Annotated in this window: 8 protein-coding genes; 6 read left to right on the top strand and 2 right to left on the bottom strand. The window is 66.5% G+C overall.

The genetic code is table 11. The annotated features are described in order from the left end of the window. Positions 1-8 precede the first annotated feature (8 nt). Positions 9-1,586: a glutamine-hydrolyzing GMP synthase gene (guaA, locus tag G8346_RS11660; RefSeq protein WP_166051401.1), complete on the top strand. Its 1,578-nt coding sequence runs from the start codon at positions 9-11 to the stop codon at positions 1,584-1,586. A gap of 58 nt (positions 1,587-1,644) precedes the next feature. On the opposite strand, the gene G8346_RS11655 is transcribed toward guaA, so the two are convergent. After that, positions 1,645-2,250 carry a hypothetical protein gene (locus G8346_RS11655; RefSeq protein WP_166051400.1) on the bottom strand — a complete coding sequence of 202 codons (606 nt, stop codon included), beginning with the start codon at positions 2,248-2,250 and terminating at the stop codon, positions 1,645-1,647. Positions 2,251-2,307: 57 nt separating this feature from the next. Further along, positions 2,308-3,732, bottom strand: coding sequence for a DUF1254 domain-containing protein (locus G8346_RS11650; protein ID WP_166051398.1), 1,425 nt, complete (start codon positions 3,730-3,732; stop codon positions 2,308-2,310). 141 nt (positions 3,733-3,873) lie between these two features. Between G8346_RS11650 and G8346_RS11645 the strand changes: the two genes are divergently transcribed. The 5 genes from G8346_RS11645 (at position 3,874) to G8346_RS15165 (ending at position 12,682) form a co-directional block, all read left to right on the top strand. Next, the gene (locus G8346_RS11645; protein WP_166051396.1) at positions 3,874-4,896 is read left to right on the top strand and encodes an AraC family transcriptional regulator; all 1,023 of its coding nucleotides are present in this window, start codon (positions 3,874-3,876) and stop codon (positions 4,894-4,896) included. Between the two features lie 115 nt (positions 4,897-5,011). Then, complete coding sequence (locus tag G8346_RS11640) at positions 5,012-6,565, top strand: glutamate synthase-related protein (RefSeq protein WP_166051394.1); 1,554 nt, start codon at positions 5,012-5,014, stop codon at positions 6,563-6,565. Next, a complete protein-coding gene (tadA, locus tag G8346_RS11635; RefSeq protein WP_166051392.1) occupies positions 6,562-7,050 on the top strand; it encodes a tRNA adenosine(34) deaminase TadA in 489 nt (162 codons plus the stop codon). Before G8346_RS11640 ends, tadA begins: the two co-directional genes overlap by 4 nt. Continuing rightward, a complete protein-coding gene (locus tag G8346_RS11630; RefSeq protein ID WP_166051390.1) occupies positions 7,038-8,771 on the top strand; it encodes an autotransporter assembly complex family protein in 1,734 nt (577 codons plus the stop codon). The genes tadA and G8346_RS11630 overlap by 13 nt, the downstream gene beginning before the upstream one ends. Next, positions 8,768-12,682, top strand: coding sequence for a translocation/assembly module TamB domain-containing protein (locus tag G8346_RS15165; RefSeq protein WP_166051388.1), 3,915 nt, complete (start codon positions 8,768-8,770; stop codon positions 12,680-12,682). The genes G8346_RS11630 and G8346_RS15165 overlap by 4 nt, the downstream gene beginning before the upstream one ends. Positions 12,683-12,684: the final 2 nt, after the last annotated feature.

The following is a 12,684-nucleotide window of genomic DNA, read 5'->3' as shown; positions in this document are numbered from 1 at the left end:
CGGGCCTGATGAGCACCGACATCCATGCGCAGCGCATCCTGATCCTCGATTTCGGCTCGCAGTACACCCAGCTGATCGCGCGCCGCGTGCGCGAGGCGGGCGTCTACAGCGAGATCCGCGCCTGGGACTGCCCCGGCGACGAGATCCGCAATTTCGCCCCCGCCGGGATCATTCTCTCCGGCGGGCCGGAATCGGTGACCATCGAGGAGGGTCCGCGGGCGGCGGAGACCGTGTTCGAGCTCGGCGTCCCGGTGCTGGGCATCTGCTACGGCATGCAGACCATGGCGGCGCAGCTCGGCGGCGAGGTGGCCAATTCACTGCACCGGGAGTTCGGTTACGCGCGGGTCAAGGTAACGGGCGGCTGCAGCCTGCTGGACGACATCGAGGACCACGAGGATGCCGACGGCACGCCGCTGCTGGACGTGTGGATGAGCCACGGCGACCGTGTCGAGGCCCTGCCGCCGGGCTTCATCGCCGTGGCCGGCACCGACAGCGCGCCGCTGGCGGGCATGGCGGACGACGGGCGGCGTTTTTACGGCCTGCAGTTCCACCCGGAAGTGACCCACACGCGCCAGGGCGCGCGCATCCTGTCCCGTTTCGTGCACGACATCTGTGGCTGCGCCAGCGACTGGAACGCCGGCAACATCGTCGACGACGCCATTGCGCGCGTGCGCCAGCAGGTCGGCGGCGACAAGGTGCTGCTCGGGCTTTCCGGTGGCGTGGATTCCTCGGTGGTGGCCGCGTTGCTGCACCGGGCGATCGGGGACCAGCTGGTGTGCGTGTTCGTCGATCACGGCCTGCTGCGGCTCGGCGAGGGCGACCAGGTGATGGCGACCTTCGCCAGGCACATGGGCATCAAGGTCATCCGCGTCGATGCCGAGGAGCGCTTCCTCGCCGCGCTCGCCGGCGTCAACGACCCGGAAGAAAAGCGCAAGATCATCGGCGGCTTGTTCATCGAGGTGTTCGAGGAACAGGCGCAGCAGCTCAAGGACATCGACTGGCTGGCCCAGGGCACCATCTACCCGGATGTCATCGAGTCGGCCGGCGCCAGCACCGGCAAGGCGCACGTCATCAAGTCACACCACAACGTCGGCGGCCTGCCGGAGCGCATGCGCATGCAGCTGGTGGAACCGCTGCGGGAGCTGTTCAAGGACGAAGTGCGCAAGATCGGCCTCGAGCTCGGCCTGCCGTGGGACATGGTGTACCGGCATCCTTTCCCCGGTCCGGGCCTCGGCGTGCGCATCCTCGGCGAGGTGAAAAAAGAGTACGCCGACCTGCTGCGGCAGGCGGACGACATCTTCATCAGCGAGCTGCGCAACCACGACCTGTACGACAAGGTGAGCCAGGCCTTCGCCGTGTTCCTGCCGGTGCGGTCCGTCGGCGTCATGGGCGACGGGCGGCGCTACGACTACGTGGTGGCGCTGCGCGCGGTGGAAACCATCGACTTCATGACGGCGCGCTGGGCGCACCTGCCGTACGAGTTTCTCGACCTTGTCGGTCGGCGCATCATCAACGAGATCGCTGGCATTTCACGCGTGACCTACGACATCTCGGGCAAGCCGCCGGCGACGATCGAGTGGGAGTGAGTGGACAAAATAAGGGCCCTCGATGAGGGCCCTTCGATTCGGACTCGCGCTAACTGGCTTATTCGGATTTTTCGACCGCGATCGCCAGTGACTCGGTCATCGTGATTGCCACGATGTCACCCACCTCGGCTCGCCTGAGGTTGTCGGGATTCATCGCCTGGTATTCCTGCAGGCTGCCGTCAGGGCCCTCCAGGACAAAGGTGTTGTCATCGAGGTTGATTGCCTTCACTACGGCAACGACGACGACAGATTCTATGGCGACGCCGCCGGGCATCTCGCCTTCTTCCGCCCGGGCCGCGGAAAACATCTCCGCCTGTTCTGCGCCGCGGCCATCGCCCTTGAACACCTCGACCGTGATATTTTCGACGTGTTCAGCGATCAGCACGTCACCGACCGAAACCTGGTTCAGGTTTCGCACGCCTTCGCCTGCGGTCAACGTCACTACGTCACCCATGTCGTCGACCAGTGTGACTTCGCGCGTATCGTAGTCGATAGCCTCCACAACGGCGGTGATGGTATCGACCTGGGTTGCCGAGAGCGAAAGCCCCTCGATGGCCTCGGCTGCGGGCGGAGCTTCAGCCGGCGCCGTTCCTTGCCCAGCCGCACAAGCCGCAGCAGCGAAGGCCACGAGGGCAACCAGTGACAGATTTCTTGCGATTCTCATTATTCCGAATTCCTTGGGGAAGAAATGGCCGCAAGCATCGCTTGCCGGCAGGTGGTGCTATTCAACAACCTCGACTGGCGGGATCACCCAGCTGCCATCGATGATCGAAGGCGGGGTGTCCTTGGGCCAGTACATGCGCAGCATCAGGATGAATTTCCCCTTTGGCGCCGGCAACCAGTTTGATTCCTTGTCGGCGCCGGGGCTTGCGTTCTGGATGTACAGAGACACGGAGCCGTCGGGATTCGGCTTCAGGTTCTGCCGCGCGCTGATGCTCTGCCGATTAATCGGGTTGGCCACGAAGAAATAGTCTTCGTCGTACATGGTCAACGACCAGAAGCCGTTGACCGGAGGCAGTGCGCCCTTCTCAAAGCGCATGACGTAGTTCTTGTCGCCGCTGTAGGAAGCGCCTGGGCTCGGGCCTTCGGATGTGGGGTAGACCGCATCCTGGGGGCGGTTCGCGCCGAGGCCGATGGCCGTTATGAATGCGCGCTGCAGGTAATTGGTGCCATAGAGGCCGGTCTTGACGGTAAAGCCCCAGCCGTTCTCAAGCTTCATGTCGCCGACGGCGATGCCGCCCTGCATGTGGCCCATGATGTGCTCGTTAGCCAGCTCAGGCACTTTGGCCAGGGCGGCCTGCGATGCCGCGTCGAGCTTGCTGCTGTCAAAGGGCTGCCCGACCACGAAGCCCATTTTTGCCATTTTCTCGAGCATCGGCTTGTCATCGCCGGCCGCGGGATTATCGACCATTAACTTGGCGAGCAGCGTGAAGTACTCGTCCGTACTCATCGCGTTCACCTGTTCCCGCACAGCGGTTTTCATGTCGATAGTGGCGTCGACCTTGCCGGCAGGCGGTGTGTAAGGCTTGCCATAGGCGCTCAACGGTACGATCGAAACTTCATCTTGCAGCTTGTGCACCGCTGCGTAGTCCTCCGGCGTACCGGTGCAATAAATGCGACCCAGCAACCAGACGATCGAGGTAGGCGACTTGTACTCTTCCACACCCGGGGGCAGGGTGCCTGTCCAGCCCGGACCGGTGATGGCGTAGGTTTGCTTGGCGGTGCCTGTGGTGCGCTTGCCGGGAACCTGGAATACGTTGGTCCAGCCGTCGAGCATCGGGAACAGGTAATAGCGGCCATCGGCATCAGGCAGGCTAAGGACCCAAGGCTCCTCGCTGACATCCACCCACGCCGTGGTGTACAGGGTATCTGCATTGGGCGCTGTTACATCCTTGAACTCCGCGGTGGGGTAGGCGCGAATTCGCGCAAAATGCCCCATGGGCGCCCGTGTTCCTGCGGCGGTCTCGACGTTGGTCATCACCCGGCGGGTCATTTCCATGGTGACCAGCGGATAGCCGAAGATATAGGCCTGCACGGCATCCGGAAGCGCGTCGAAGTCGTTCTCCGCAGCATTGACGGGGTTGCTGTTCATCAATGCAGTGGTGCCAAGGGCCGCGAGCGCGAGGCCCAAAAGTGATTTCTTCATGTGCTGATCTCCCAGCTTGTATTCGATGCAAGGCGTGGGAGGAGCGTACCCCAGCCCCCTCGGGGCCGATTACCATTTTTGAGCAAAGAATATACAATCCGGGCAGAGCAGAGGTCCGGTCAGGTAAGTCAGTCGACAACCGTGAAACAAGCACGCCCTGGTGGCAAAGAACGCAGCACACGGGTGGGTGTGCTGATGAACATTCCCGCGTTGCTGCAGGCGCATGGTGTCGACCCCCAGCCTGTATTCGAACGCAGCGGCCTGGAAATGACGCATTTTGCGGATCCGGACCACAAGATTTCGTACCTCAAACTCAGTTACCTCCTTGCCGAGTGTGTCGAAGCGACACAATGCGACCACTTCGGTCTCCTGTTGGGCCGGAGCGCCGAGCCGTCTCACCTCGGTATTGCGGGATACGTCGTACGGGTGTGTGCAGATGTCGAGACGGCCCTGGCCAAGCTGACTGACTATTTCGACTTGCACGATGAGGGCGGTGAGATAAGCCTGTGCGTCGGACCGAAGCTGACGTTGCTGGGCTATACCGTGATCCAGCCGGGTGCGAAAGCCATGGACCAGATCCACGACCTGACCATCGCTTTTGCCTTCGGCCTCATGCGCAGGCTGTGCGGTCCGGCATGGCGGCCGAGCCAGGTGCTCCTCTCGCGCCGTCGACCTGCCAGCACCGCGCCTTACCGCAACCTCTTCGGGTCCATGCCCCAGTTCAATGCGGAAAAAAGCGCTGTCGCATTTTCGAGCGAATGGCTCCAGCAACCCGTTTCTTCTGCTGACAAACTGATGTTGAGGCATTTCGAGCTCGAGGCTGCGGAATCGCGCCGCCTGCGCCATTTGCAACTCGTTGAAGCACTTTCCCGACAGCTGCAGCTGGACTTGCTGGAAGGCGTTTGTTCTGCGCAGGCCACTGCCCGAAACATGGGGCTGAACAGGCACACTCTGCGCCGCCGGCTGAAAGCTGAAGGGACCGGCTTCCGGCTCGAGCTCGACAAGGTGCGGCGGACCTTGAGCGGGCAGCTGCTGGAGGGCACCAACATCTCTGTCGCCGAGATTGCCGGGCTGATGGGATATAGCAGTTCCAGCTCGTTTATCCGTGCCTTCAGCCGGTGGACAGGAAGAACACCGAACGAATGGCGCCACAGTCGTCCCTGACGCACCCGGCCGAGCCGCCTGTATGGCCAGGTAAGGGCACCCTGAGAGCGGGTTACAGGGCGGTGGCAAGGTCTCGTTTATAGTGTCTGCAATTGATCGAATGGGAGTAGTCGAAATGTCCAGGCCGGTCGTTGCCGACAACAAGCCGCAGAAAGTCGCCCTCGAGAAGGGCAAGGCCTATTACTGGTGCCGCTGCGGGCGTTCGGCGAACCAGCCTTTCTGCGACGGTTCGCACAAGAGCACAGACATCACGCCGAAGAAGTTCGTCGCCGAGGAGGACGGGGACGCCTACCTTTGCGTCTGCAAACACACGGGTGACCAACCCTTCTGCGACGGCACGCACAAGAAGTTCTCGGCCGCTGAGGTCGGCGAGGAGGGGCCGGGTCCGAAGGCCTTTCACGACGACGACGACAAGGCCCCCAGCGCCGAGCCGACCGCGGAAGAACCCACCGTCGCCTTCATCCACGAACTCGCCCGCGACGGCCTGAAGTCGCATGGCGCGCACGGCCCCATGACGGCCATGGGCGTGCCGCGGCACGAGCTGCCGCACTGGGACGACTTGCAGATCCTGGTGGCGCAGCTGGCGGACAAGCCGCTGCAGGAGGATATCGAGGTCGGCACCGGCCTGGTGATCGGCCCCGAGGCGAAGAAACCGCTGGAGCTGAAGATCCCGCTGTTCGTCTCGGACATGAGCTTCGGCGCGCTCTCCCAGGAGGCGAAGATCGCGCTGGCGAAAGGGGCGGAGCTCGCCGGTACCGGCATCTGCTCCGGCGAGGGCGGCATGCTGCCGGAGGAACAACAGGCGAACTCGCGCTACTTCTACGAACTGGCGAGCGCCATGTTCGGGTACCGGGACGAGCTGCTGGAAAAGGTCCAGGCCTTCCACTTCAAGGGCGGCCAGGGCGCGAAGACCGGCACCGGAGGCCACCTCCCAGCCAACAAGAACGTCGGCCGGATCGCCGAGGTGCGCGGCCTGGAGGAGGGCACCCCGGCCGTATCGCCACCGACCTTCAAGGAACTGTCGTCGAAGAAAGATTTCCGCGAGTTTGCCGCGCGGGTGCGTGAGATCACCGGCGGCATTCCCGTCGGCTTCAAGTTGAGCGCCAACCATGTCGAGCGCGACATCCAGTTCGCACTCGACGCGGGCGCGGACTACATCATCCTCGACGGCCGCGGCGGCGCGACCGGTTCGGCGCCGGAGATCTTCCGCGATCACATCAGCGTGCCGACCATCCCTGCGCTGGCCCGCGCGCGCAGCTATCTGGACAAGCAGAAGGCCGGCGGCCGCGTGACGCTGATCATCACCGGCGGCTTGCGCATGCCCATGGATCTCGTCAAGGCCATGGCGCTCGGCGCAGACGGAATCGCCGTCGCCAATGCCGCCATCCAGGCGGTGGGCTGCGTGGCCGCGCGCATGTGCCACACCAACAACTGCCCGTCCGGCGTCGCCACGCAGAAGCCGGAGCTGCGCAAGCGCATCGATGTCGAGCGCTCGGCCCGGCAGCTGTGCAATTTCCTCGAGGCGTCGGTCCAGCTCATGCAGGTCATGGCTCGCGCCTGCGGCCACGATCACCTCAACCAGTTCAGGCGCGACGACCTGACCACCTGGAAGCGCGACATGGCCCTGCTGTCGGGCGTGAAATTCGGCGGCCTGCTGCCTCCAAAATGAACACGGCAGGCGCATCGTCCGCCAGCGACGAGCTCTACATGCGCCGCGCACTGGAGCTGGCGGCCTGCGGCGAGGCTGAAGGCGAGGTGCCGGTCGGTGCCGTGCTGGTGCACGATGGCCGTGTGATTGCTGAGACGTGGAACCGTCCAATCGCGTTGTCTGATCCGACTGCACACGCCGAGGTGCTGGCGCTGCGTGCCGGCGGCGAGGCGCTCGGCAACTACCGGCTGCCCGGAACCACGCTGTACGTCACACTGGAGCCCTGCGCCATGTGCGCCGGCGCCATGGTCCACGCGCGTGTGGGGCGGCTGGTTTACGGGGCTGCTGATCCGCGCGCCGGCGCGGTCGACAGCAATCTCGGCCTGCTGGGCGCGCCCGGGCTGAACCACCGTGTGTCGGTCACCGGCGGGGTCCTGGGCGCGGAGTGCGGCGCCCGGCTGCAGGCCTTTTTCCGCGCCAGGCGGGCACCGCCTTGCAACGAATAGCCCTCTTCCTGCTGCTGGCCTGCTGCGGGCTTCTCCCGTTCACGACGCACGCCTCGGTGAGGGTCGAAATCAGCGGGGTCGACAGCGAGGTCGAGGAAAACATCCGCGCCACGCTGACCCTGGTGCGGCTGGGCGAGCGCGACAACCTCTCGGAAGCCGCGGTGCGCCGGCTGCACGGCAGGGTGCGCAGCGAGACCCGCGATGCCATGCGTCCCTTCGGCTTCTACCGGCCGCGCATCGAGAGCCAGCTGCAGCGCCAGGGGGAGGAGTGGCTCGCCACCGTGCAGATCGATCCGGGCGAGCCCGTGCTGGTGAGCGGAATCGATGTGCGCCTGGTGGGCGAGGGCGAGAGCGACGAACGGCTGCTCGCGGTGATCGCGCAAAGCCCGATGCGCGTCGGCCGCCGCCTGCGGCACCAGGAGCACGACCGGCTGCGCAACAACCTGCAGAGCGTGGCCGCCAGGCGCGGCTACTTCGACGCGAGCTTCGAGCAGCGGCGACTCGAAGTGGACGTGTCCGAACGTACCGCGCGTGTGGTCCTGCACTTGCACACCGGTCCGCGTTATCGCTTCGGCCATGTGACGACCGACCAGGGCATTCTCGATGAGGCGCTGCTGGCACGGATCATCGACATTCCCGAGGGTGACTTCTACAGCACCGGGGCGCTGCTGCGCGCGCAATACCGCCTGACGGACAGCCTGTTTTTCGCCAGCGTGGTCGTCGAGACCGGCACGCCGGATCCGGAAACGCTCACCGTCCCGATCGACATCCAGACCACGCCGACCCCGCGGCAGCGCATCAGGACCGGTATCGGATATGCCACCGACACGGGCCTGCGCGGCACCCTGGGCGTGGACTGGCGCCGTCTCAACAAGGCGGGACATTCGGCCAGCACGCTGCTGCGGCTGTCGGAAAAGCTGAGCGAGTTTTCCGGTCGCTACCGGATTCCGATCGGCGACCCGATCAATGAGCGACTGCTGTTCCGTGGCAGCATGATTTACGAGGACCTGGCGGACCTCGAGAGCCGCCGCCTCGAGCTTGGCGTGGCCCACGTGACCCAGCGTGGCGGCGGCTGGCAGCGAACCGTGTACACCGACCTGCTGGAGGAGCGGACGCGCACGCCGGGCGCGCCGGAATTCGAGGACCTGCTGGTGCTGCCGGGTATCAGCATGGAGAAGCTGGTGGCCGACGACATCCTGCTGACGCGGCGCGGGTTCCGTGTCCGCGGGGACCTGCGCGGCTCACAACAGTTCCTCGGTTCCAGCACGGATTTCCTGCGGCTCGAGACTGAAGCCAACCTGGTGCGGTCGATCGGGGACGACTGGCGCTTCTTCCTGCGCAGCATGGTGGGCATCGGCCTCGTCGACGGTTTCAGCACCCTGCCGGCGTCGCAGCGATTCTTTGCCGGTGGCGACAACAGCGTCCGCGGCTACAGTTTCAATTCCCTGGGACCGGTGGACGAGAATGGCAACGTCATCGGTGGCCGCCACCTGGTCTTCGGCAGCATCGAAGTGGAACGGCGCGTGTGGAACCGGGTGGCGCTGGCGGCATTCGTGGATGCCGGCAACGCGCTCGACGTGTTCGAGCTGGACCTGGAGGCGTCCGCCGGCGCCGCCTTCAATATTCATACCCCCATTGGCACCTTGCGCCTCGGCGCTGCCCGCTCCATCACCGAGAGCCGCGGCTGGCGTTTCCACCTGTCGATCAGGCCGGACCTGTGAAGTACCGCAAGCGCATCCTGCTGCTGATCGTGCTGCCGCTCGTCGCGCTGCTCGGCGCGGCAGCCTGGCTCGGCGGCACCACGGCGGGCCTGCGGTTCCTCGTCGCACGCGCATTGCCGTTGCTGCCCGTCACCGTGGAGATCGACCGAGTCGAGGGACGCCTGGTGGGCCCCATCGTGCTTGGGCGCCTGGACTTTGTCGGGCCGGGCGCAAGAGGAGAGATTGCGCGCGTGGAACTGGACTGGCGGCCCGCTGCATTGCTGCGGCGGACCCTGCACATCGACGCGCTGCGGATTATCGAGCCGCGCATCGAGTGGCTCGGGCTCGAGTCGGACGCCCCGGGCGATGCCGGGCGCGGCGCAGGCGAGCCTTTCTCGCTGCCTGTGGACGTGATTCTCGAGCACCTCGCCATCACCGGCGGCGCATTGCGATCCGGCGGCGAGGTCGCGATGGCAGACCTCGAGCTGGAACTGTCCGCCACGGCGTCGGGGCGGGAACTCACGCTACGGTCGCTGGAACTGCATAGCAGCGGTGGCCGGGTCGGCGGGCATGCATACCTCTCGATGGACCCGACGCAAGCGTGGGATGTCGACCTGGACTGGCAGCTGGCCCTGGACGGTACCGGCTTCGCGGGCCACACGCGGCTCAAGGGACTGCCGTCCGAGCTGGACGTGGTCCAGGAGGTCTCGGCGCCCCTGGTCGCGCGCCTCGAGGGGATGGTGCGGGGCCTGCCCGATACGCCGACCTGGGCGCTGAACCTGGCGGTGGAGCCGTTGCCACCTGACACCGGCCTGTGGCCCGAAGCGCTCGACGGCTTCTCCACCCGCCTGCACATCGAGGGCGACATCACGGACAGCCGGGTGGCGGGCGACTTCCAGCTGCCGGCGTACGTTGCCGGTGCGACCGGGATCGAGGCGCAGGGTGGCTGGGTGGAGAATGTCGGCCGGCTGCGCAGCGTCGAGTTGGTGCTGCAGGATGGCGCCACGCTGAGCGGCAACGGATGGTTCGAGCCCGGCAGCACGCCCGCGGCGGAATTCATGCTCAGCGGCGACGGACTGGGATGGCCGCTGGCCGGGGCCACGCGTGAGATCGACCTGCCGCGCTTGCAGCTGCGGGGCGCCGGCGCGGGGGAGCAGTGGGACCTGGTGGCCGAAGCCACGGCGCGGCGCGAGGGACTGCCGGAGTTGCAGATCGAAGCGGTGCTGCGCTGGGCCGGAACGTTGCTCACCGTGGAGAGCCTCGGGTTGCGTTCGGCGGATGAGACAGTGAGCGCCAGCGCCAGCGGGGTCCTCGAGACCGGCGACGGCCGCCTGGCCTACCGGGTCGCGGCAAGCGGAGACGCGAGGCTGCCGGACCTGCCGCCACTCGCCCTGCAGCTGGAAGCGGAGGGCGATGCCCAGGGCCTGCGGGTCGAGACACTGGCGGCGGATCTTCTCGGTGGCACTGTCAGGGGCGCCGGCCGTATCGCCTGGGACGGGGGCCAGGAGGCGGATTTCAAGCTCGACTTCGCCGACCTCGATCCCGCGGCGCTGGCGCCCGAATGGCCCGGCCGGCTGGCCGGCTCGCTTCAGCTCGACGGGCTGCCCACGGCGGCGGAGGGCCTCGAAGTCACGCTGCGCGCATTGCGCGGCGAGCTGAAGTCGCTGCCCGTGTCCGGGGATGCCGCCCTCAACATACGCGAGGGCGCATACGTGCTGCGCAGCGCGACGATCACGCTCGGGGACGCGTCCCTGCGGGCCAGCGGCCGCCTTGACGAGGTCGCAGTGTCACTGGCGGCGGCGCTCGATGTGCCGGCGCTGGAGGCGCTCTATCCCGCAGCGCGCGGCAAGCTGAGCGCGTCGGCCAGCATCAGCGGCTCGCGCGACACCCCCCGGATCGAGTTCGAGGCCGCCGGCGAGCGCCTGCGCTGGCGGACGAGCCGGGCGCGGGTCTTGACTATGGAAGGCATGGTCGACCTGTCCGGAGCGGCCGTCTCGGAAGTCGTGGCGGAAATGAAGGGGTTCGCCCTCCGCCCGGGCCGGGGCGCCAGCCTGCGACTCGAGGCCGGGGGGGTGCCGCAGGCGCACAGCTTGCGACTCGAACTCGAGCGGCCCTACCTCGAGCAGGCTTTCCTGGTCACGCTGGAAGGGAGCCTCGCCGCGCAGCGCTGGAGTGCGCTGTTGACCGACATCGTCCTCACCGACGAGGCACAACCCGCGTGGTCACTGCAGGCGCCGGCACCCCTGAGCGTGGACAGCGGCTCTGTCTCGCTTGGAGATGCATGCATGGACGGCACCTTCGGCCTGCTCTGCGTCGAGGGCGCGTGGAACCGGACCGGGCCGTGGCAGGGCAGTGCGACGTTGTCGCGGCTCGACCTGGAGCCGCTCAGCCGGCGTTTTGGCGACGGCCTGCTGGCCACCGGCGTGCTGACCGGTGCGGTCGACATCCAGGCGGACGACGAGCTTTTCCGCAGCTTGTCCGGCGGGCTGGAGCTGACCGCGGGGGAAGTGCGGTCGGCCGACGATGCCGACAAGGTACTGTTGTCGTGGCTGGGCGGCAGCCTGGAACTCACTGGTGACGACGAGACTGCGCTGGCGTCGCTGCGCGTCAAGCTGTCCGGCGACGACCACGTGGATGGGCGCATGGCCGTCGGCTGGAATGCCTCGGATCCGCCGGTCGACGGCCGGTTCGACGCCGAGTTCAGCCAGCTGCAACTGTTGCCGGTGCTGCTGCCGGAGTTGGCCGAACTGCAGGGCGATGCCCGCATCTACGCCGTCGTCGCCGGTACGCTCGGCGCACCTGTCGTGGAGGCTGGATTCAGCCTGCAGGACGGGTCCGTGGACATGCCGACCCTGGGCCTGCAGCCGAGCGACCTGCAGGCGAACGCCACGCTGGGCGCGGGGGGTGAGCTCAGCTTCAAGGTCACGGGGCGCTCCGGCACGGGGACGTTCGAGAGCACCGGGCGCTTCGACCTGGCGGCGGACGGTGTCGAGGGTCGCGCCACCCTGACGGGAGAGGACGTCTTGTTGGCGAACCTGGCGGAAGCCCAGGTAGCGGCCAGCCCGGACCTCAAGTTTCGTTATTCCGGTCGTGAACTCGCCATCGGCGGGGAAGTCGAGATTCCGTACGCGCGCATTACTGAGCTGGGCGGAGCCACGGCGATCTCGACCAGCCCCGACGAGGTCCTGGTCGGTGCGCGTGCGCCTGCCGAGGACGAAGGCATGCGGGTGACCAGCCGCGTGCGCGTGAGCGTCGGGCCGGATGTCCAGGTCAATGCGGCCGGGCTGCGCGGCAACGTGGAAGGCAGCCTACTGACAGTGATTCAGCCGGAGATGCTGCCCTGGGGCCGCGGTGAACTGCGCGTCGTGGATGGGACCTTCGGGGTGTTCGGCCAGCGGCTGGAGATACAGACGGGCCGGCTGATCTACACCGGCGGCCCGCTGGAGAATCCGGGCCTGGAGATCCGCGCGGTGCGTCGTGTCGACGAGGTGACCGCGGGTGCGCTGGTGCGCGGCACGCTGCAGCAGCCGGAAATCTCCGTGTACTCGGATCCGCCGATGCCCCGCGCCGACGCCCTGTCCTACCTCACGATCGGCCGGAGCCTGGGTGACCTGCAGTCGAGTGAGCGCAGGACGGTGACCCAGGCGGCGAACTCACTCGCCCTGTCCGGCGGCAACCTGATCGCCGGGGACCTGGGCAGGAGGTTGGGCTTCGACGAGGTCGCCGTCGTCGACGACGGCGACGGCGACGGTGCTTCTCTCGTCGTCAGCCGCTACATCGGCAGCGGCATCTACGTCGGCTACGGACTGGGCCTCTTCGACACGGTCAACACGCTGAGGCTGCGCTTCCAGATCAACCGGCGCCTGTCGCTTGAGACGATCTCAGGAGACGAGCATGCCGGCGACCTGTTCTACACATTCGAGCGCGACTGAAG

It is taken from the genome of Thioalkalivibrio sp. XN279, assembly GCF_011089885.1.
Lineage (GTDB): Bacteria > Pseudomonadota > Gammaproteobacteria > Steroidobacterales > XN24 > XN24.
Note: the sequence above shows the minus strand (reverse complement) of the source record. Positions and strands in the feature narration are given on the sequence as shown.

What these genes read in the sequence shown, in the direction of transcription:
- G8346_RS11650 (WP_166051398.1), bottom strand. Translation starts at nt 3,732, where the DNA reads ATGAAGAAATCACTTTTGGGCCTCGCGCTCGCGGCCCTTGGCACCACT.
- tadA (WP_166051392.1), top strand. Translation starts at nt 6,562, where the DNA reads ATGAACACGGCAGGCGCATCGTCCGCCAGCGACGAGCTCTACATGCGC.
- guaA (WP_166051401.1), top strand. Translation starts at nt 9, where the DNA reads ATGAGCACCGACATCCATGCGCAGCGCATCCTGATCCTCGATTTCGGC.
- G8346_RS11640 (WP_166051394.1), top strand. Translation starts at nt 5,012, where the DNA reads ATGTCCAGGCCGGTCGTTGCCGACAACAAGCCGCAGAAAGTCGCCCTC.
- G8346_RS11655 (WP_166051400.1), bottom strand. Translation starts at nt 2,250, where the DNA reads ATGAGAATCGCAAGAAATCTGTCACTGGTTGCCCTCGTGGCCTTCGCT.